This window comes from Cohnella hashimotonis (assembly GCF_030014955.1).
Taxonomy (GTDB): domain Bacteria; phylum Bacillota; class Bacilli; order Paenibacillales; family Paenibacillaceae; genus Cohnella; species Cohnella hashimotonis.
In genome coordinates, this window is the sequence record NZ_JAGRPV010000001.1 from 624,706 (window position 1) to 644,911 (window position 20,206).

The 20,206-nt window shown below is 59.1% G+C and carries 18 protein-coding genes; 16 read left to right on the forward strand and 2 right to left on the reverse strand.

Going from position 1 to position 20,206, the window contains the following annotated elements; all coding sequences use genetic code 11:
- The first annotated feature begins 71 nt into the window (after window positions 1–71).
- The 5 genes from KB449_RS02530 (at window position 72) to KB449_RS02550 (ending at window position 5,743) form a co-directional block, all read left to right on the forward strand.
- The gene (locus KB449_RS02530) at window positions 72–1,616 is read left to right on the forward strand and encodes an ABC transporter substrate-binding protein (protein WP_282912716.1); all 1,545 of its coding nucleotides are present in this window, start codon (window positions 72–74) and stop codon (window positions 1,614–1,616) included.
- Between the two features lie 28 nt (window positions 1,617–1,644).
- Window positions 1,645–2,568, forward strand: coding sequence for a carbohydrate ABC transporter permease (locus tag KB449_RS02535; RefSeq protein ID WP_282906859.1), 924 nt, complete (start codon window positions 1,645–1,647; stop codon window positions 2,566–2,568).
- Window positions 2,565–3,389, forward strand: a complete 825-nt coding sequence (locus KB449_RS02540) for a carbohydrate ABC transporter permease (protein WP_282906860.1) — start codon at window positions 2,565–2,567, stop codon at window positions 3,387–3,389. The genes KB449_RS02535 and KB449_RS02540 overlap by 4 nt, the downstream gene beginning before the upstream one ends.
- A gap of 25 nt (window positions 3,390–3,414) precedes the next feature.
- Complete coding sequence (locus tag KB449_RS02545; RefSeq protein ID WP_282906861.1) at window positions 3,415–4,794, forward strand: sulfatase family protein; 1,380 nt, start codon at window positions 3,415–3,417, stop codon at window positions 4,792–4,794.
- A gap of 454 nt (window positions 4,795–5,248) precedes the next feature.
- Window positions 5,249–5,743: a hypothetical protein gene (locus tag KB449_RS02550; RefSeq protein WP_282906862.1), complete on the forward strand. Its 495-nt coding sequence runs from the start codon at window positions 5,249–5,251 to the stop codon at window positions 5,741–5,743.
- A 207-nt stretch (window positions 5,744–5,950) separates the two neighbouring features.
- Here the strand turns inward: KB449_RS02550 and rbsK are convergent, their stop codons facing one another.
- Both rbsK and rpe read right to left on the reverse strand, forming a co-directional pair.
- Window positions 5,951–6,910 (reverse strand): ribokinase, encoded by a 960-nt coding sequence (gene rbsK, locus KB449_RS02555; RefSeq protein ID WP_282906863.1) that lies wholly within the window; start codon window positions 6,908–6,910, stop codon window positions 5,951–5,953.
- Between the two features lie 4 nt (window positions 6,911–6,914).
- Window positions 6,915–7,601: a ribulose-phosphate 3-epimerase gene (gene rpe / locus KB449_RS02560; RefSeq protein WP_282906864.1), complete on the reverse strand. Its 687-nt coding sequence runs from the start codon at window positions 7,599–7,601 to the stop codon at window positions 6,915–6,917.
- Window positions 7,602–7,841: 240 nt separating this feature from the next.
- On the opposite strand from rpe, the gene KB449_RS02565 reads away from it, so the two are divergent.
- The 11 genes from KB449_RS02565 to KB449_RS02615 all read left to right on the forward strand — a co-directional run bounded on the left by KB449_RS02565 (window position 7,842) and on the right by KB449_RS02615 (window position 20,200).
- Entirely contained in the window at window positions 7,842–9,611 is a 1,770-nt protein-coding gene (locus KB449_RS02565; protein ID WP_282906865.1) for a sensor histidine kinase, read from the forward strand.
- A gap of 5 nt (window positions 9,612–9,616) precedes the next feature.
- Window positions 9,617–11,098 carry a response regulator gene (locus tag KB449_RS02570; protein WP_282906866.1) on the forward strand — a complete coding sequence of 494 codons (1,482 nt, stop codon included), beginning with the start codon at window positions 9,617–9,619 and terminating at the stop codon, window positions 11,096–11,098.
- A gap of 126 nt (window positions 11,099–11,224) precedes the next feature.
- The gene (locus tag KB449_RS02575) at window positions 11,225–12,553 is read left to right on the forward strand and encodes an ABC transporter substrate-binding protein (RefSeq protein WP_282906867.1); all 1,329 of its coding nucleotides are present in this window, start codon (window positions 11,225–11,227) and stop codon (window positions 12,551–12,553) included.
- Between the two features lie 63 nt (window positions 12,554–12,616).
- Window positions 12,617–13,501 carry a carbohydrate ABC transporter permease gene (locus KB449_RS02580; protein WP_282906868.1) on the forward strand — a complete coding sequence of 295 codons (885 nt, stop codon included), beginning with the start codon at window positions 12,617–12,619 and terminating at the stop codon, window positions 13,499–13,501.
- A 13-nt stretch (window positions 13,502–13,514) separates the two neighbouring features.
- Window positions 13,515–14,336, forward strand: coding sequence for a carbohydrate ABC transporter permease (locus KB449_RS02585; RefSeq protein ID WP_282906869.1), 822 nt, complete (start codon window positions 13,515–13,517; stop codon window positions 14,334–14,336).
- Window positions 14,337–14,382: 46 nt separating this feature from the next.
- Window positions 14,383–16,623, forward strand: coding sequence for an FAD-dependent oxidoreductase (locus tag KB449_RS02590; protein ID WP_282906870.1), 2,241 nt, complete (start codon window positions 14,383–14,385; stop codon window positions 16,621–16,623).
- Window positions 16,624–16,647: 24 nt separating this feature from the next.
- Window positions 16,648–17,712 carry an NAD(P)-dependent alcohol dehydrogenase gene (locus KB449_RS02595; protein ID WP_282906871.1) on the forward strand — a complete coding sequence of 355 codons (1,065 nt, stop codon included), beginning with the start codon at window positions 16,648–16,650 and terminating at the stop codon, window positions 17,710–17,712.
- A gap of 533 nt (window positions 17,713–18,245) precedes the next feature.
- Window positions 18,246–18,701, forward strand: coding sequence for a Rossmann-fold NAD(P)-binding domain-containing protein (locus KB449_RS02600; RefSeq protein ID WP_282906872.1), 456 nt, complete (start codon window positions 18,246–18,248; stop codon window positions 18,699–18,701).
- A 55-nt stretch (window positions 18,702–18,756) separates the two neighbouring features.
- Entirely contained in the window at window positions 18,757–19,131 is a 375-nt protein-coding gene (locus tag KB449_RS02605) for a hypothetical protein (protein ID WP_282906873.1), read from the forward strand.
- Window positions 19,131–19,511 carry a CidA/LrgA family protein gene (locus tag KB449_RS02610; RefSeq protein WP_282906874.1) on the forward strand — a complete coding sequence of 127 codons (381 nt, stop codon included), beginning with the start codon at window positions 19,131–19,133 and terminating at the stop codon, window positions 19,509–19,511. Before KB449_RS02605 ends, KB449_RS02610 begins: the two co-directional genes overlap by 1 nt.
- Window positions 19,508–20,200, forward strand: a complete 693-nt coding sequence (locus KB449_RS02615; protein WP_282906875.1) for an LrgB family protein — start codon at window positions 19,508–19,510, stop codon at window positions 20,198–20,200. Before KB449_RS02610 ends, KB449_RS02615 begins: the two co-directional genes overlap by 4 nt.
- The last annotated feature ends 6 nt before the right edge of the window (window positions 20,201–20,206 follow it).

Sequence of the window (20,206 nt, forward strand, 5' to 3'; positions counted from 1 at the left end):
TGAGAGCAAGGGAATCTTGAAGTTTTTTGTTCTGCGGATCCAACCAAATCAGAGGGGGATTATCGTTGAGAATGAAATGGAAGCACGCAGGATCGCTCGTGTCTGCAGCACTAATCGTACAAGTGATGACAGCTTGCTCGGGGTCCTCGAACAACGGGACGAGCAGCGACTCGGCAAGCTCGCCGTCCGCATCCGCCGGCGCGTCCGCCAGCCCTTCTTCCTCGTCCTCGGCCGCGGCGCCGTCCTCGCCGACCGGCGAAAAGGTCACGCTTCGGGTCATGGACTGGGCCGACAGCGAGAAGGCTTACCGCGAACAATTCATCAAAGACTTCGAAGCGAAATACCCGAACATCAAGATCGAATACACGCTGCTGACGGTCGACCAGTTTCAGAATACGATCCTGACCGCCATCAAATCGGGCGACGCGCCCGACCTGTTCCCGATCCCCGCGACGATGAAGCTGAGCACAGCGGTGAAGGAAGGCTGGTACCAGCCGCTCGACGCCTATCTCGACGATGCGTTCAAAAGCAGCTTCGTGGACGGTGCGTTCACCGAAGGCACGACGATGCTCGACGGCAAGATCTATTCGATCCCCGCGCTCGCCGGCGTGCCCAGCACGCTCGTCTTTTACAACAAAAAGCTGTTTCAGGAAGCCGGTCTTGATGCGAACAGCCCGCCCAAGACATATAGCGAATTCCGCGAAGCCGCGAAGAAGATCACGGCGGCCGGCAAAGGCAAGTATTACGGCATCATCGAAGGCGGCAAGCAGATCGGCCGCTGGAAGCTCGCAGCGACCGAATGGTCGGCGCTCGCCGGCAGCGGCTTCGCCTCCGAATCGCCGGTCAGCCTGAAGGACGGACTGGCCTCCTACGACTCCAAGGCGATGCTGGGCGTGTTCGACCTGTTCAAGGGATTGAAGCAGGACGGCAGTTACCACCCGAAGACGATGAGCCTCTCCGCACCGGAAGCCCGCGCCCTGTTCGCCGAAGGACAGGCCGGCTTCATCGTCCAGGGCGAATGGAATGTCGGCACCTGGACGAAAAACAATCCCGATCTCGACTTCGGGGTCATGGCGCCGCCCGTGCCGGACGAAGGACAGGCCGGTTATCTGCCGCGTTCGACCTATGCGCCTTGGATCGGCCTGTCTGCTTCCACCAAGCACCCGAAGGAAGCGGCGATCTATCTGAAGGAATACTTCAGCAAGGACTACCAATCGGTCCTCGTCCAGAACGGCGACCGATTCTCCATCCTGAAGGACGTGAACGAGTCGTCCGCGGAGATTCCGCAGTTCAAGCAGTACTACGAGATCGTGCAGCAGTACGCCCGTCTCGTGCCGAGCGTCGCTGTGCGCAACCCCGAAGCGTCGGCCGTCATGGCGAGCTTTAAGGACCCGAAGCCGGGCCTGGGCGATATCCTCCAGGGCGTCGTCGCCGGCTCGCTCAAGGATCCGGCCGCGCCGCTCAAGCAGCTGTCGGGCCAGATCGACAAGGCGCTGGATGCGGCGATCGACCAGGCCAAGGCAGGCGGCGCGAAGGTCGAGCGCAGCGACTTCGCCTTCTCCAGCTGGAGCCCGGATAAGGATTTTTCCGCAGAAGACTATCAAGCGCTGAAGTGAGGACCCCTCAGCCGATGTGGAGGACAACATGGGACGGACCGGAGAGACCAAGAAGTCGCGCCTGAAGGTTCAAGCCTGGTGCTGGCTGTTTCTAACGCCCACGCTGCTGTTATTCCTGGCTTTTCAAGCCTGGCCGATCGTGGCCGGCGTGTATTACGCCATGCTGGACTGGTCGGGTCTGACGTCGGACGCGACTTTCGTGGGAGCGGACAACTTCGTTAACGTGGCGAACGATTATTACTTCTGGAACGCGTTCAAGAACAGCTTCAAGTTCATGCTCGGCGTCGTGCCGCTTCACCTGATCGTCCCGCTTATTCTGGCCGTCATCTTGAACCGTCCGGGGCTTCGGGGCGCGAGCTTCTATCGCACCTTGATCTTTCTGCCCGTCGTCACGACGACGTCGATCGTCGGGATCATCATGGTGTTCATCTGGGGCAGCGACGGCGCGGTGAACGGCGCGCTGCGCGGCATCGGCCTGCTCGACGAGCCGATCGACTGGCTCGGCGATCCGAGCTGGTCGATGTTCACGGTCGTCATCGTGTCGGTATGGAAAAACCTCGGCATCAACATGGTGTACTGGCTGGCCGGGCTGCAGAGCATCCCGAAGGAGCTCTACGAGGCGGCGGAGATGGACGGCGCGCGCGGCTCCAAGTTATTTTTCCGCATCACCGTGCCGCTGCTTCTGCCCATCGGGGCGGTCATCCTGCTGCTGAACGTCGTCAACTCGCTCAAGGCGTTCGACCTGATCAAGACGATGACGAACGGCGGGCCGTTTTTCGCCACCGACGTCGTGTCGACTTACATTTACCGCTATGCGTTCTCCAGCGAGATGGGGCTGCCGCAGCTCGGATACGCCGCCGCCGCGGGCATCTTCTTCGCCGTCACCATCTGCGTGCTGGCCGTCGCGCAAAACGTGATCACCAAGCGGATAAAGGGGCGTTCCTCGCTATGAGACAGCTGAGAAAATCGCTATTTCACGTCTTCATGGTCGCGTTCTGCTTCGTCTGGATTTACCCGTTCTTGTGGATGCTGTCGGCCGCCTTCAAGACGGACGGCGAGTTTTTCTCGAATGGCCTTAAGCTGATTCCGGACCGCTTCAAGCTGGATAACTTCAAGCGCGCCTGGGAAGGGGCGAACTTCGACACCTACTTTCTGAACAGCGTCGTCATCTCCGCGAGCACGATCGTTCTGGTTCTCTTCGCGACGGCGACCTGCGGCTACATCATGGGCAGGCATTCGTTCCGCGGCAAAAAGATCGTGTTCGCGCTTCTCGTGGCCAGCATGTTCGTGCCGATGGAGTTCGCGATCATTCCGATCTTCGATCTGATTAAAAATCTCGGCCTTATGAACAATCTGTTCGGCGTGATCCTGGCGGAAGCGGGCGGCAATCACATCATTTTCATTCTGCTGTTCGCCACGTTCTTCCGCGAGATCCCGAACGAGCTGGAGGAAGCCGCCGTCGTGGACGGCAGCGGGTTTTTCCGGACGTTCGCGCAGATCATGCTGCCGCTGGCCAAGCCGGTCGTCGGGAGCGTGACGATCATGCAGTTCATCTGGTCGTGGAATTCGTTCATGCTGCCGCTCATCCTGACGCTCAGCAAGCCCGATCTGCGTCCGCTCGCCGTCGGTCTCTATGCGCTCCAGGGCGAGAACGTCGTAGACTGGACCGGCATCGCGGCGGGCGGCGCGATCGCGATCCTTCCAATCGTCGTCATCTTCCTGCTGCTCCAGCGCTTCTTCGTAGACGGGGTCGCCGGAGCGGTCAAAGGCTAAATCCAGCAAAGGCAGGTACCGCATAATGAGAATTTTGTATCTCGATCTGGACTCTCTTCGTCCCGATCACTTAGGCTGCTACGGCTATCATCGTGACACGTCGCCGAACATAGACGCGCTGGCCCGGGAAGGCGTGCGCTTCACGAATTACTACTGCTCGGACGCGCCGTGCCTGCCGTCGCGCTCGGCTCTGATGTCCGGCCGGTTCGGCATCCACAACGGCATCGTCGGACACGGCGGCACCGCTGCGGACATGCGGCGCGACGGTCCGGGCCGAGAATTCAACGACCGGCTGGCCATGGAGAGCCTTCCTGCCGTGCTGCGTCAGGCGGCTATGAAGACGGCGTCCATCAGCACGTTCTCCGAGCGGCACTCGGCGTGGACGTTCAACGCCGGCTTCAACGAAGTTTTTAACGTAGGCGCCAAGGGTCAGGAGTCGGCCGAGCAGGTGCTGCCGGTCGCGCTCAAGTGGCTGGAGGACAACGGGGCGGAGGACGACTGGTTCCTGCACCTGAACTTCTGGGATCCGCATACGCCGTATCGCGCGCCGGCGCACTACGGCAGCCCGTTCGCGGGCGATCCGTTGCCCGACTGGCTGACCGAGGACGTATTCGTGCGCCATCTGGCGAAGAAGGGCCAGCATAGCATCGACGATATGAACGCGCTCGCCAAGTCGCACTACTACCGGCATCCGCGGCACGGCAAGCCGATCGAGAAGCGGGAAGACCTGCGGGAGATCCTCGACAACTACGACGCCGCGATCCGCTACATGGACGAGCACGTCGGCAGGGTGCTGGCGAAGCTCGACAGCCTCGGCGTGCTGAAGGATACGGCTATTCTGATCAGCGCGGATCACGGGGAAAACATGGGCGAGCTCGGCATCTACTCCGAGCACGGGACCGCGGACCAAGCGACTTGCCGCATTCCGATGATCGTCCGCTGGCCGGGCGGCACGCGGGGCGCCGTCAACGAGGGGCTGCATTATCATCTGGACCTGGGACCGACGCTGGCCGGCCTCCTCGGCATCCCGGGCGCGCCGTCTTGGGACGGAGAGAGCTATGCGGACGCGGTGCTGCAGGGCGATTCCCCGGGGCGCGAGTTCCTCGTCGTCTCGCAGTGCGCGCACGTATGCCAGCGCAGCGTCCGTTTCGGGAACTGGCTGTACATCCGCACCTATCACGACGGCCATCACGGCTTCCCGCGGGAGATGCTGTTCGATCTTAAAAACGATCCGTTCGAGCAGCATGATCTTGCCGGAGAGCGCCGCGATATCTGCAAAGAGGCCGTGTATCTGCTGAACGAATGGCACGACGGCATGATGGCCTCGATGCCGCACGACACGGACCCGCTGTGGACGGTCATGCGCGAGGGCGGGCCGTATCATGCGAAGGATTATGCACGTTAACAATCGATTAGAGCCTCCCGGGCGATCGGGAGGCTCTTCGGTTCTGCCGGAACGCCGTATCACAATACCGGGCTGCCGGGATGGGATGAACGGCCGCTTCTTCAGCGAACAGGCAGGATAGAAGAGTCTCCTTAGCGGATATTGGTTTTGTTTTAGACCAAAACGCAGGGGATCCCGTGATGAACCTGAGGCGATGCAACGCCTTCAGCGCGCAACAGCTCTGACATGCTGCTTTATTTTTTGCTGCGCATCTTGGTTAATTCCACTTTCGCCGTTCGCATCCAGGGGTGAATAATAGATTTGCAAGCGATTGCAGACCTCGCGGGAGGAGGCGCACGGCAGCGTTAATTGGCAGCGGAAGGCGGCGGGGGCAAGGTATACTACTGCGGGAGGAAGGAACGAATAATGGGCGTGATTAACAGTCGGTCCATGGAGAAGAACGATCTCGGTTGTATTGGCTACGGTCTTGATCTTCGGCGGGGTCGGCGGCTGGATCGGACAAGAGCGGGCGCACGCGTCGCCTGCGCAAACGACGGTAGATCTGAACGGGGCATTCAACGAGGATGCCTTCAGCTTCGACGCGAACCGTGCGGACGGCAACTTCGACGGTTCGGGTTACACCTATGCGGCGGACAACCGCAAGGCGGCGTTCGTGTACGAGTGGACGAACTATCGCCTCGGCTCCTTCGCCGCCGGCAAGAATAATTCAGTCAAGGCGACCGGGCAGACGCTGACGATCCCTGCTGGCAAGTATGCCTCTATTCGCATACTGGGCGCTTCGACGAACGGGGACAAGACAGGCACGTTCAGAATCCGGTACAGCGACTCGACGTACGCCGACGTGAGCGTCACGATGAAGGATTGGAGCACGGCCTCGCCGTCCGGGCACGTCGTGCAGAAGACGCCCCATCGACACAATGGCTCCGGCGATGCGAATCTGACGAACTAGAGCGGAAAGGCGGTTGATATGCCCGGTTCCAGCACGACGGCGGGCACGCAGTTCGTTCAGTACGCGGCGGGCGGCGGCGACAACCAAAAGCTGATGCTCGTTCAAGTCGTTTAAAGATCGGCCGTCGATAGCCGACGTTATGAAGAGAGGCCCATCCGACAGGGACGCGGCCTCTTTTCGTTTTTTTTGTTCCATTTCCACGGCAACTCAGCACGGCTTGCGCAAGATTAAGCCCCACCGCCAGTCAAGGCCGCGGGCACGGCAGAATGCCTCGACCTCACCCATGTCGGGGATGCCGTCCTGCGAGCCGTGCCGCGTTACTTTAAGCGCGCTGACGATGGTAGCGAACCGGGCGGCGTCCGCCAAGCGCCGTCCCTTTGCCAATGCGTAAGCCAGCGCTCCTGCGAAGGTATCTCCCGCTCCGACCGTGTCGACGGCTTCGACGGGGACGGCCGGGATATGTTCATGGGCGCCGTCTTGATAAACCAGGGAGCCCCGGCGTCCCATTTTGACGATCGACTTGGCGATTCCGAACTGCCGGTGCAAATATAGGGCAGCTTCGACGGCCGTATCGACGCTGCGCACGTCAATCTGCGTCAGGATCTTCGTCTCCTGTTGGTTCGGGACGATGATATCCGCATAGGGCAGGGCGGCCAGGTCGATCCCGCCGGCAGGCGCAGGATCGAGGATCACGGTCGCGCCGTGCCGCTTCGCCGCGCGCATCGCATGAATCGTTACCGCCGCCGGAACTTCCATTTGCACGAGCAAAATCTTGCATCTGCCCATGTATTCACCGCAGGCGTCGATATCCTCGACCGACAGGCTGTCGTTGGCTCCCCGATGGACAATAATCGTATTTTCGCCGGAGGCATCGATCGTGATCTGCGCGGTTCCGCTTCGCGTCTCGCTTGTCTTTCGCGTGCAAGCCGTAAGAACGCCGTTGCCGCGCAGCCGATCGATCAACGCATGGCCGAACGCATCCTCGCCGACGCAGCCGATGAAGCAGGTTTCCATGCCCAGCTTCGCGACGGTTGTCGCCTGATTGGCGCCCTTGCCGCCGGGGGAGAAGCGCAGACCGGAGCCGAACACCGTCTCTCCGCGCTCGGGATATCGCTCCGTCGACAACACGATATCCATCATGACGCTTCCCGCTACGACGATTGTCATCGCTTCATCCCTCCGTTCCGAACGCTCTCGCTTGCCGAACGATCTGATTCACTTGGTCGACGGCTTGCGCAAGAGGCCGATCAGGCAGGAATAGGCTTGACGTACCGCATACGAGCATATCGGCGCCTTGACGGATGACTTCCGGGATGATGGCATGGCTAATGTTGCCGTCTACCTCGATCCTGATATCGCGATTGAGGCGGCTGAGCTTCGCCTTCAGATCGCCGATCTTGCCGAGCGTGCTCGGTATGAACCGTTGTCCGGCGAATCCGGGGTTGACCGTCATCATGCACACGTAATCGAGCGCATCTCCTACATAGTCCAACGCGCAGAGCGGGGTGGACGGATTCAGCGCCACGCCCGCTTTGGCGCCGGAGCCGCGGATCTGCTGCAGCGCCCGTTCCAAATGCACCTTGGATTCCGCGTGGACCGAGATCATGTCCGCTCCCGCTTCGGCGATCGCTCCGATGAACCGTTCGGGCTCGTCGATCATCAGATGCACGTCGAAGGGCTTGTCCGTATGCGGACGCAGCGCCCGGATGAGATCGGGGCCAAGCGCGATATTGGGCACGAAGCTGCCGTCCATAATATCGAAGTGATAGAAGTCGACGCCTGCGCGATCCAACTCCTGAACGTTCTCCGTCAAGCGGCCGAGATCGGCGCACATGACGGACGGTCCGATCGTAACCATTCGCATTCTCTCCTTATAGACCCGTATGATCTTTGCGCCTTGCGCAATAATCAAACTATATAAACGGAGAGCCGCGTACGGAATGAACATATCCATCGATCCGCTTGCACAAAACGTAGGGTATCCGGTGGCGATATCAGGGATTTGTTCCATATAAATAAGAGGTTTGTTCCATCTGCCCGATCCGCAAATCGATTAGAATAGGGTTACTACGGTCGAACATGAAAGAAGGTATACCGGATGGGCATCAAGAGGCTGTACGATAGAATCAAACCGAAGAGGCTGGGATCGAAGCTCTTCTTGTCGCTGCTGGTCGTGATCATCGCGCCGCTGACCGGCATGTACCTGTATTTGTTCAACCAGTTCGAGAAGGCGCTGCAGGACAAGATCGTCGCGCAAAGCGCCAAAGGTCTGGATCAAGCGCAGCAGTCGACCGAAGACCTCATGAGCCTGGTTTATAAAACGCTGGTGATGGTACAGAACGATACGACGATCCAAAACGTGCTGACGATGCCCGAGCGCTACACCGTGCTCGAGCGGGTGCACGATACCGAACAGGTGCTGAAAAACATCGACAACAGCATTTTTCTATTCAATTCGCAGATCGTGTATTACACGCTTCTTGATTTTCACGGTCATGTATACGCTTCCTATCAGCCGGAGGAGAGCCTGGACTACAACGCAATCAAGAAAAAGTACTGGGCGGAGCTCTTGAGCGTGGAGCGACCTTATAAATGGATCGCGAACGACGCCAATTATGTGTCGCGCAACATATCCGGCAGCGAGCATCTGCTGACCTTGAGCACGATCATGCGGAATTCCGGGAATACGCCGTTCGGTATGGCGAGGATCAGCATCGATTACGATATTTGGTTCAAATCGTTCATCCGCAGCGACAAGGAGCATCAATACTATATCGTCTCAGGAACGGGCGCGCTCGTATCGGCCTTCAACAGCGAGCTTGCGCTGGACCCGCAGGTGCTCGCCCGCTTTCGGGAGACGGCGGACAAGGGCGGGTTCTACTTCGACAAGCGCTCGGATTCGTTAATCAACTACCGCAGCATCCCCCAGCTGGATTGGTACTTCGTCGACGTTGTCCCCCGCAAAGTGCTGTTCCACGAGACCTCGCAGCTGCGCATCGAGTTTTTCGGCATCTTTCTAGCCTTTGTCGCGCTGTTCGTCGTCATGAACATGCTGATCTCGTACAAGTTCACCAAGCCCTTGACGGTGCTGGAGAAAAAAATGAGCGGCATCGCCAATCAGAACCTCAAAATCACGATTGACGAGAGCAAATATACAGGAGAAATTCTCCAGGTCATACGGTCGTTCAACAAAATGACGACGGATTTGAACGCGATGGTCAGACTGCTCAAAGACGAGCAAAAGCAGAAGGAATGGGTCCATTTTCAGATGCTTCTGTCGCAGATCAATCCCCACTTTTTGCTGAACACGCTGAATACGATCAAATGGCTCGCCATCCGACAGGGAGACAAGGACATCCCCGATATATGCGTGTCGCTCGGCAATATCCTGGAGACCAGTCTGCACGCGGAGACCGAATTAATCCATCTTAAGGATGAGATCAAGCTCATCGAAGATTATTTGCTCATCCATGAACTGCGGTACAATGACCAGCTCGACGTGGACTACGAATTCGGCTCCGCGATGGAGTATGCGCTCGTCCCGAAGCTGAGCATCCAGCCTTTGGTCGAGAACGCGATCATCCACGGAATCGTACCGCTTAAGGCCAAGGGCTATATTCTCATCCGCGTTTTCACCCAAAACAAGCTGCTGTATATCGATATCGAGGACAGCGGCGTAGGATTCCGGCAGCAGAGCAAGCAGCAGAAGGATCGCAGCCGCAAGGGCATCGGCCTGCAGAACCTGCGGGACAGGCTCCAGATTCTGTTCAAGGAGGACGGCAAGCTGGAGGTCATCCCGCTCGAGCAAGGGTCGCTGGTGCGCATGCAATTGCCATACCTGCTATCAAGACCTTATGAAAAGGGCTGACGACGATGTGGAAAGTACTGCTCGTGGAAGATGAATTGTTCGTAAGAGAGTCGATCAAGATGACCGTTAAATGGGAGGAGCATGGCTTCACCGTAGCGGGAGAAGCGAACGACGGCGAAGAGGCGCTGCAGATGCTGAAGTCCATGCCGTACGATCTGGTCATTACGGACATCAAGATGCCGATCATGGACGGGGTCGAATTGCTGAAGCAGGCGAGAGCGCTGGATATGAAATGCAAGTTCGTCATGCTGAGCTGCCTGAACGAATTCGAATACGTGCGGCAAGCGCTGGAATACGGGGCTTCGAACTACATTCTGAAGCTCTCCATGAGCATTTCCAGCTTGGTCGATTCGCTGTCGAAGATCAAGGGAGAGCTTGAGCAGCAGTCCCAATATGCCGATCAGAAGGTGAATTTGTTTTACGGGCAAATATGGCGCCGGATAACCGAACCGGAGCAGGACGAGCAGGAGCACGACGAGCAGGCGGAGAAGGAAAAGCCGCCGGCGGCGATCGCCGGGCTCCGGGAGCTGACGCTCACCCTGGCGACGGTCATCCGCGGCGGTGAGCGCTGGGCTGCCGGCGACCACAAGCGCGTATTGTCCTTCCTCGACTTCCGCTTCGCCGAGGCGGTGCATCAATATCATGGCTACGGACTGACGACCGTCTTCGTCTGGCACCGACCCGGATCGCAGCCCGTGGACGAAGCGGCGGCGCCGAGCGCCGGCTACGCGATCGTCTATGCGACGGACGTCCCTTATTCGCAGCTGGAGGCGCAGTGGAGAAGAATCATTCAGCAGTCGTGGCTCGCCTGGTACGAAGGCGCAGCGGGCGCCCTCTCCGCGGATCGGATCGAGCCGCGGGAGTCCGCGCCGTATTTTTCCTGGAGGAAAAAGAGAGAGCTCGTGTCCAGCTTCGAGAAGCTGGACGAACAAAAATGCGACGCGCTCATCGACGAGATCTGGCGGGAGATGCAAAGGAGCTGTCTGTCGCCGGTGCACGTGAAGAAGATCGCGGCGGACATCGATTATACGCTGTATTCGATGATTCAGAAGGGCGGCAGCCATCCGAGCGCGATCCATGACGCGCGCACGCACGAAGAGCTGAAGCAGGCGATCCGCTCGAGGCTGCGCCACTACCTGGATCAATACCAGCAGACGCGGCCGGCGATCCTAACGGATCACCCGGAGGTGAACAAAGTGATCGCGTATATCAACGATCGCTACGACACGGATATATCGGTCAAAAGCATGGCTGCGATGATCGCGATGGACGAGAACTACTTCAGCACGCTCTTCAAGGCGAAGACCAAGGAGAGCTTGATCGCTTATGTGCACCGGGTGCGAATGGATAAGGCGATGTTCTACCTGACGCAGACCGATCTGACGATCAACCAGATCTCGGAGCAGATAGGCTATCGCAATATCAACTATTTCAACCGCGTCTTTAAACGAATCACCGGGGCTACGCCTTCCCAATACCGGGAATGACGAGAGAGCTCCCGCAGATCCATGGATTTGTGCAACACGATCATAGGATATGTTCATTCCTGCCGGCCTCCGATCCTCGCTAAGATAGACACCGTAAGCTAAAAACAGATGGAGGTTCAGACGCAGATGAAGAGATTCGGCAAAGCATCCCTATCCCTCGCCCTTGCGGCGGCCGTCTTGTCCGCGTGTTCGGGAAACAACAACGACAGTCAGGGCTCCGGCAATACGGCAGGCTCGTCGGGAGCGTCGAAAGGTTCCTCGGGCGAAGTCGTCAACCTGACGTTCTGGGGCGGCGTTCCGGCGGAGTCCGGACCGCAGGAAATCGTGGATACCTGGAACAAGGAGCATCCGAATATCCAGGTGAATTACGTGCGCTACGTCAACGACGACAGCGGCAATCTGAAGCTGGATACGGCGCTGGTCTCCGGACAAAGCGTGGATATCTTCGCGAACTACACGAAGCCGCTGCTCGTGAAGCGCGTATCCGCCGGCTCGGCACTCGATCTGAGCGCCTTCAAGGACTACGATATCGACGACAAGATGGGCGCGGGCGCCAAAGAATGGGCGATCGAAGACAAGTACTTCGCCATGCCCACGAAGCGTAACATGCACTTCGTATGGCTGAACAAGGATGCGCTGGACGAGGCGGGCCTGCCCGTACCTACGGACTGGACGCTGGCGGACGTCGAGCGGTACGCCAAGGCGCTGAAGACGGACAGCCGGTGGGGCTACGCGGAGTTCCCGTTCTGGCGCGACATCGTGACGTTCGACGGCTCGCTCGCGGTGCAGGGCTACGTCAAGGCGGACGGCACGTCGAACTTGGGCGCCCCGGTCGTCGGGCAGGCGTTGCAGCTCGAATACGACATGATGCACACGTCCAAGGTAAGTCCGCCGGTCAGCCTGATCGAGTCGACCAAGATGAACATGAACGCGGAATTCCTGGGCGGCAAGCTGGCCATCTTCACCGCGGGCGAGTGGATCTTCCGCGACGCCAACAATACCAAGGATTACCCGCGCGAGTTCACGATCGCCTTCGCCCCGCTGCCGCGCGTGGCCGAGGGACAGGACGACTTCCGCTATCTGGGCGGCTTAGGCGACGCGATCTCCATCAATGCCCGGTCCGAACACCAAGAAGAGGCATGGGCGTTCCTGAAGTGGTACGCGGACGGCGGCATGCTGCCCCAAGCGTCGGGAGGCCGGATCCCGGCGTCCAAGGATGCGGACCAGAGCAAGGCGCTCGAGCTGCTGCTAGGCGATAACAAGGACAAGTACGACACGGAATCGCTGCAGCGCATCCTGGCTAACGAGCGTCCGACCTTCCAGGTCACGCTGCCTCAAGAGGTCATCGATATCCGGCGCGAAGAGTTCGACAAGTACTATATCAAGGCCCAGTCGCTGGAGCAGACGCTCGCCAACGTCGTCAAACGGCATAATGAATACCTAAAGAGGCAATAACGCGGAATTATAGGGGCCGGGAGCACGGGGATTGTGTTCCCGTTCCGTAGGGAGAGCTGAAACATGAAATTGAACTGGATGAGACGACAGCAGCTGATCGGGTATTTATTCATCGCTCCGAACATGATAGGCGTCGTACTATTCATTCTTATGCCCGCGCTGTTTTCAATCTTTCTCGCTTTTACGAATTGGGAGTTTCCGGCGCTTCATGCCGACTTCGTAGGGATCGCGAACTTCGAGCGCCTGCTTCAAGACGTCTCGTTCTATCATGCCTTGCAAAATACGTTGATCTTTCTCGGATCCGTCCCCATATCGGTCTGCCTGGCTTTTTTGGCCGCGCTCGTACTGAACAAAAGCGTATTTTTGAAAAACGCGCTGCGGACGATGTTCTTTCTGCCGTATATCACGACCGGCGTAGCGATCGCCTTCGTGTGGATGCTGATTTTCCAGCCGATCGACGGACCGATCAATCAGCTGCTCAAGGGAATGGGAATCGAGCATCCGCCGGAATGGCTGGCCTCTACTTCGTCCGCGATGTTCGCGTTCGACATCATCTGGATCTGGTTTTTGCTGGGCTACAATATCATTATTTATCTGGCGGCCCTTCAGGAGGTATCCGGCGAGCTGCTCGAGGCGTCCCGGATCGACGGAGCCCGCCGCTGGCATACAACGCGCTACATTTTATGGCCGCTGGTCAGTCCGACGACGCTCTTCCTGCTCATGACCGGCTTTATCGTGTCGATCAAGCAGATGGGCATTTTCCAGGCGATCACGAACGGCGGGCCCGGAGACAGCTCGACCGTGTTGTCCCTGCTCATCTACAAGACTGCTTTCCGCTACTACGACATGGGCTATGCCGCCGCCGTCTCCGTCTTTCTGCTGCTCGTCATCGTCGTCATTACGGCGATCCAATGGGCGGCGCAGCGCAAATGGGTTCACTATTCATGAAGGGAACGAACGTATGCCTACCGTGCGCAAGCTTTTAACTACCGTCGTCATGTTCGTTTTCGCGCTACTCATGATTTATCCGTTTTTGTGGATGATCAGCACATCTTTTAAGCAGCCCTTCGAGGTGTTCGAATATCCGTTCCAATGGATCTCCGACCATCCCACGCTTAAATATCACGAGAAGGTATGGACGGGCCCCGCCAGCTTTATCCACTATTATCTGAATTCTCTGAAAATATCGTCCATCAGCACGGTCGGAGCCGTGTTTCTGGCCGCGGTCGCCGCTTACGGTTTTTCGCGGATCGAATTCAAAGGCCGGGATACGCTTTTCCTGATCTATCTCGTCGCGATGATGATTCCGAACCAGATCATTTTCGTGCCGAAATTTATCCTGTTCAACGAGCTCGGCATCTACAACACGCATCTGGCCTTGATCCTGCCCGGCATATTTACCGTGCTTGGCGTGTTCATGCTCCGGCAGTTTTTCCTGGCGGTCCCGAAGGATATCTCGGAGTCGGCCATGCTTGACGGCGCTGGACACTTCGGCATCTTCCTGCGGATGATGCTCCCGATGGCGAAGCCGTCGCTCGCGACCTTGGCGATCATCGACTTCTCCTGGCACTGGAACGACTTCGAGAACGCGCTGGTCTTCCTGCTGGACGAGAAGCTGTACACGGTTCCGCTCGGTCTGCAGAACTTCGTCCTGGAAAACAGCGTGGACTACAACGGGATGATGGCGGCCGCGACGGCGGGGATGATCCCGATGATCGTCGTCTTCCTGCTCGGCCAGCGGTTCATCGTCGAAGGGCTGGCAAGCTCCGCCGTCAAAGGCTGATAGCGGCAAATTATAAATTCGCAAATTCGCGAGAGGGGAACATGCAATGAGATTCGAATCGATCAAATCGGACGTAACCGTAATCGGCGGAGGATTGTCCGGCGTATGTGCGGCCGTGGCGGCCGCGAGGAACGGCAAGTCCGTCGCATTGGTGCAGAACCGGCCGGTGCTGGGCGGCAACTCCAGCAGCGAGATCCGCGTGTGGGTCGTCGGCGCGACGGGACACGGCGTGAACCGGTATGCGCGGGAGACGGGCATCATGGGCGAGATGTTCCTCAAAAATCAATACGTCAATCCGGAAGGCAATCCGTATCTGTGGGACATGGTCGTGCTGGAGACGGTCCGTGCCGAGCCTAATATTAGGCTCTTCCTGAATACCGACGTGCACGAGATCGAAGCCAACGGTCCGGCGGACAGCCGCGAGATCGCGGCTGTGACGGGCTGGATGATGGGCTCCGAACGACGTATCCGGTTCGAAAGCCCCGTGTTCATGGATTGCACCGGCGACGGGCTGATCGGCTTCCTCGCGGGAGCGAAGTACCGGATCGGACGCGAGGCCCGTTCGGAATACGGGGAGAAGTGGGCGCCCGAAGAGGCGGACGGCCTCACGCTCGGCAGCACGCTGCTGTTTTACACCAAGGAAGCCGAACGCCCCGTCAAGTATATTCCCCCGAGCTTCGCCAAGGACATTACGAAAACGCCGATTCCGATGAAACGCGTGCTGAAGAGCGGCGATTCCGGCTGCCACTACTGGTGGATCGAGTGGGGCGGCGAGATCGATACGCTGCACGACAACGAACGGATCCGGGACGAACTGTGGTCGGTCATCTACGGCATCTGGGACTATATCAAAAACTCGGGCAACTTCGATGCGGAGCGCGCGACGCTGGAGTGGGTAGGCAGCGTGCCCGGCAAGCGGGAGTACCGGCGCTTCATCGGGGACTACGTCCTCACCCAGAACGATATCGAGGCCCAGACGACCTTCGACGACTGCGTCACCTTCGGGGGCTGGTCGATCGATCTGCATCACAAGGAAGGCATGTACGCCAATACGAACAAGTCGATGCATTATCAGAGCGACGGCATCTTCCAGGTGCCATACCGCACGATGTATTCGGTCAACGTGAACAACCTGCTGTTCGCCGGGCGGAATATCAGCGCGACGCACATCGCCTTCGGCGCCACCCGCGTCATGGGCACCTGCGCGACGATCGGCGAGGCGGCGGGAACCGCGGCCGCTTTGTGCGTCGAGCACGGGGTCACGCCGCGGGAGCTCTACCGCGATCATCTGAAGGAGCTTCAGCGTGCGTTGCTGTGGCAGGATGCCTCCGTCATCGGGCTTAAGCACGACGGCGCGGGAGATCTGGCCGCGCGCGCGAAGGCGACGGCATCGGGCCATGCGGAGACCATCCGCATCGAGTCGCCGGATGAGCCGTATCGGCTCGATTCGGACATCGGCATGCTGGTGCCGGCCGATCCCGGCATCGAGGGCATCGAGATCCTGCTCGACGCCGACCAAGCGACGACGTTGGAGGCGGAGCTCTGGACGACGGGACGGCCAGAGAACTACATCCCCGTCGAGCTCGTGGCGAAGGCGTCCGTGCCGGTGCATCCGGGTGAGCGTCAGTGGGTATCGATTCGCCTGCCTTGGCGTCCGGCCGAGACGCAGAATGCCTTCGTCGTCATCCGGGAGAACGCGGGCGTACGCCTGTATTTATCCCATAAGCCTTGGAGCGGCGTGCTGTCGTTCGTCCGGGAAAAGAGTCTGAACGCGGCGCGCGGACTGGAGGGGCTCGATCCGAACCAGCCGACCGTGCAGTGGAGCATGCGACGCTCGGTGCGCAAGCCCTTCTGCATGCGTCTGCTGGGGACGACGGGGGCTTATCTGCCTTCCAAGGCGACCGACGGCTATTTGAGACCGTACGGCGGTCCGCATATGTGGTCGGCCGACGCCGCCGGCGGGGAGGCTTGGCTGAGCCTCAAATGGGAGGAGCCGATCGAAGCCGGGGAAGTGCATCTGACGTTTAACGACGACGTGAACGAGGATCTGATCAATTTGCATCACCATCGGACGCCTTTCGAGGCGATCCCCGAGCTGGTGAAGCGATACCGGATCGAGATCCGGCGGGACGACCGGTGGGTCGTCGTCGCAGAGACGGACGACAACCGCCAGCGCAAGCGCGTGCATGCCTTCGCGCAGCCGCTTCGGACGGACGAGATGCGCATCGTATGCCTAGAGACCAACGGCCATTCGCAATTCGAGATCGCTGCGGTACAAATCCGATAGTTGGCAGAGGGGAGAGGCTGAGCAATGGACAACAAGACGATGAATGCGGCAGTCATGAAAGAAAAAGGCCGGATCGAGGTAGAGCGGATCGATCGGCCTTCGCCGGGTCCCGACGAAGCGCTGATTAAAGTCGCGTGCATCGGGATATGCGGTTCGGACATCCATTACTACGAGCACGGCCGTATCGGGCGATACGTCGTTGACGGTCCCTTGATCCTGGGGCACGAGGTTGCGGGGACGGTCGTCGAGATCGGCGAGCGTGTCGCCAACTTAAAGGTTGGCGACCGGGTGGCGATCGAGCCCGGCATCCCTTGCGGACGATGCGAATATTGCAAGGGCGGCAGGTACAATCTCTGCCCGGACGTGTTTTTTCTGGCGACGCCGCCCGACGACGGCGCTTGGGCGGACTACATCGCCATGCGCGCGGACGTGCTGTTCCCGCTGCCCGATTCGATGAGCTTCGAGGAAGGCGCGCTGCTCGAGCCGCTATCCGTGGGCTATCACGCGATGAACCGCGCAAACGTGAAGCCGAGCGACAGGCTATTCATCACGGGCCTCGGTCCGATCGGTCTGTTGGCCATCCAGGCGGCCAAGCTGTTCGGCGTCCGGGAGATTTACGCGAGCGACGTGGTCGCCTTCCGGCGGGAATACGCGCTGAAGCTGGGCGCGACTGCGGTCTTCGACCCGCTGTCCGATTCGATCGCGGCGGAGCTGGCCAATCGGACGGGCGGCGAGGGGGTCGACGTGATCGTCGAATCATCGGGCAACCACGGCTCCATCGCAAGTACGGTGAGCCTGGCGAAGCGGGGCGGCCGCATCGTGTTCGTCGGCTTGCCGCCCGAGAACGGGGTGTCGCTCAACGTCGACAAGATCATCGATTCGGAGCTGAACATTTACGGCGTATTCCGGTACGCGAACACCTACAAGGCGGCTATCCAGGCTTATGCGGGGAGCGGGCTCGACATCGCCGAAGTCATCACGCATTCATTCGGCTTGAAGGATATCAACGAAGCGCTGCACGCAGCCCGCACGCAGAAGGACAAGGCGATCAAGATCATGATTTATCCTGGAGCCGAACAGGAAGCGTGAATTCGCAGACGCGTTGTCGAATGAGCCGCCCCGGTAACCGGGCGGCTTTTCAATATTAGCCGCGGCACGGCATGCGCCATCATCGTTAAATTTAGCTACTGCGGTAATTTAAAAGGGAAGCACAACGACGCCGTTCACTCGGGAGGTAGTCACTTGATAAAACCTTCATCCTATTAATGACAACTTTTGTCGCCGGGTTCTTCCTAATGTTCATCGCCGTGCCGCTCGTCTGCATCGTCCAACCGCAAAGGGATAGCAGAATCCGGGCTGCCGAAAGGGGAAACTTGCGCTTTAAAAAGATTCGTCCGGACGATACGCAAAGCAACCATTATATCGTTTATACTTGGGGGAGCAGCGATTTCCCGCTAAACGACCTTGATATGCGAGGGCATTAAACCAGAATAGACCGTCCTTCAACCACGTCGACATCTTCGTCAGGCGCGCCCCGGATCTCCGGCATGAAAAGCTGAACGTGCACGTGATCGACTTCGACGCGCCGGAACGGTGGAAGCACTGTGGTGGAGGGCGATGTCTTGTTTTCGTGCCTTGGAACGACGCTCAAAGCGGCAGGGAGCAAAGAAGCGCAGTGGAAAATTGATTACGATACCAGTATCGATTTGCCAAGATCGCCAGCGACAACGGGGGGCGGCCGTTACGTATTGGTCTCTGCCGGCTTTGCTTCGCCGGATGCCCGCTTTTTCTATTCAAGGATGAAGGGCAAGTTGGAGGAAGCCGTTAAGGCGCTGCCGTTCGATAAGCTGACGATCTTCAATCCGCCCGTATTGATTCGGAAGAATAGCGATAGGGCGATGGAGGTGGCCGGCATGAAGGCGATCCGGTATCTGAATAAGCTCGGCGTGCTGCGCAGCCAGAAGCCGCTGCCGACGGAGACGCTGGCCCGCGCGATGGCGAATTCCGCCAAACGAACAGAAAACGGCGTCGTTGCGCTGGATGGGCAAGCGATCTGGGACGCCGCTGAATGCTACTAAAGCGGATTAAGGCCGTCATGAACGGCAAAACGAGTGAATGGAGAGGAAGGCTTTTATGAGAAAAATCAATTCGTTCGCGGAAGCGGAAAGCTTCGCAGGGGAAGGGATCGAGGCCATCCTGAATGCGTCGCTCGTGACCCCCGAAGCCGCGGGCATCGCATCCGCCGGCGATGATCGGGCGAAGGAGGCGTCCATTACCGCTTACGTCCGGGAAGGCCGGGAGACCTCGGCGCATTACGTGCTTGATTGCCGTTCCGCCGCGGGGCAGTCGTATTTGCTTTGCGTTCATGTAGGCAACGGCCCCTCGATACAGCATTTTAACGAGGACGATTGGCTTTCCTTTCAAGAAGCTTGCGAGGATGAAGAGATCGCCTTGGGTGGCAAGCCGGTGCTGGCCTATACCTTTAAAGGTTTGGTGAGGGTGCGATAATGACCGGATTCGCCATTTTGCTTGGGTTTAATTTGCTAGGATTGGTTGCGGAGCACGTACTGCATCTGCCGATTCCGGGCAATGTCATCGGCCTTATTCTGTTCACGGCCGCCTTGTTTCTGCGTATTGTCAAGCTGGAGTGGGTCGAGCGCTCCGCCGAGCTGCTGACGCGGCATATGATGCTGTTCTTCGTGCCGTATATCGTAGGTACGATCGCCTTCCTGCCAGTGCTGCGGGAGAACGGGCTCGCGATCGCCGTCAGTCTTGCGGGAAGCACCTTGATCGTCATGCTGGTCGCCGGGAGCGTCGCCGCCCGGGTCGGCCGCAAGGCGTCGCTGGCGCCCGAGTCCGAGCAGGGAAAGGCGAGTGCCGGCTTATGAACTTGCACGAGATCTATGCGCACCCGTTGTTCGGCGTGACGGTTACCGTCGGCGCTTACGTCATCGCCCTGAAGGTGCAGGGCAAGTGGAAGTCGATCCATCCGCTATTCGTCTGCTCGGGCGCGATCATCGCGCTGCTGCTTATGCTTGATATTCCCTATGACGACTATCGGGCCGGCGGCGATCTGATCACCTTTTTCCTGGGACCCGCGACCGTGGCGCTGGGCGTTCCGCTCTACAAGCAGCGGCACTTCCTGCGTCGATACTTCGCCGCGATCCTATCCGGGGTTACGATCGGATCGGTGAGCGGCATCGCCGGCGCCGGGCTGCTCGTCTGGCTGATGGGCGGGACGCGGGAGCTCATGGCGACCATGATGCCGAAGTCCGTCTCCAGCGCGATCTCGGTCGAGATCGCCCGCCAGGCCGGCGGCATTCCGGAGCTCGCCGCCGTGCTGACGGTCCTGACCGGGCTGCTCGGCAGCATGGTCGGCCCCGCGCTGCTGCGCCGGGCGGGCATCTCCGGCGATATGCCGATCGGCGTCGCCATCGGCACCTCCTCCCACGGCATCGGCACCGGCCGCGTGATCCGGGATTCCGAGCTGCAGGGCAGCGTCAGCGGCGTGTCCATGGCGCTGGCCGGCATCGTGACGTCGCTGCTGTTTATTCCGTTGTACGGAAGGTTCCATTAACGCGAG

Bases quoted from the DNA above. Each gene is read 5' to 3' on its own strand.
- KB449_RS02545 (WP_282906861.1), top strand. From the start codon at position 3,415: ATGAGAATTTTGTATCTCGATCTGGACTCTCTTCGTCCCGATCACTTA.
- KB449_RS02575 (WP_282906867.1), top strand. From the start codon at position 11,225: ATGAAGAGATTCGGCAAAGCATCCCTATCCCTCGCCCTTGCGGCGGCC.
- KB449_RS02595 (WP_282906871.1), top strand. From the start codon at position 16,648: ATGGACAACAAGACGATGAATGCGGCAGTCATGAAAGAAAAAGGCCGG.
- KB449_RS02565 (WP_282906865.1), top strand. From the start codon at position 7,842: ATGGGCATCAAGAGGCTGTACGATAGAATCAAACCGAAGAGGCTGGGA.
- KB449_RS02580 (WP_282906868.1), top strand. From the start codon at position 12,617: ATGAAATTGAACTGGATGAGACGACAGCAGCTGATCGGGTATTTATTC.
- KB449_RS02530 (WP_282912716.1), top strand. From the start codon at position 72: ATGAAATGGAAGCACGCAGGATCGCTCGTGTCTGCAGCACTAATCGTA.
- KB449_RS02615 (WP_282906875.1), top strand. From the start codon at position 19,508: ATGAACTTGCACGAGATCTATGCGCACCCGTTGTTCGGCGTGACGGTT.
- KB449_RS02590 (WP_282906870.1), top strand. From the start codon at position 14,383: ATGAGATTCGAATCGATCAAATCGGACGTAACCGTAATCGGCGGAGGA.
- KB449_RS02585 (WP_282906869.1), top strand. From the start codon at position 13,515: ATGCCTACCGTGCGCAAGCTTTTAACTACCGTCGTCATGTTCGTTTTC.
- KB449_RS02570 (WP_282906866.1), top strand. From the start codon at position 9,617: ATGTGGAAAGTACTGCTCGTGGAAGATGAATTGTTCGTAAGAGAGTCG.
- KB449_RS02610 (WP_282906874.1), top strand. From the start codon at position 19,131: ATGACCGGATTCGCCATTTTGCTTGGGTTTAATTTGCTAGGATTGGTT.
- rbsK (WP_282906863.1), bottom strand. From the start codon at position 6,910: ATGACAATCGTCGTAGCGGGAAGCGTCATGATGGATATCGTGTTGTCG.
- KB449_RS02605 (WP_282906873.1), top strand. From the start codon at position 18,757: ATGAGAAAAATCAATTCGTTCGCGGAAGCGGAAAGCTTCGCAGGGGAA.
- KB449_RS02540 (WP_282906860.1), top strand. From the start codon at position 2,565: ATGAGACAGCTGAGAAAATCGCTATTTCACGTCTTCATGGTCGCGTTC.
- rpe (WP_282906864.1), bottom strand. From the start codon at position 7,601: ATGGTTACGATCGGACCGTCCGTCATGTGCGCCGATCTCGGCCGCTTG.
- KB449_RS02535 (WP_282906859.1), top strand. From the start codon at position 1,645: ATGGGACGGACCGGAGAGACCAAGAAGTCGCGCCTGAAGGTTCAAGCC.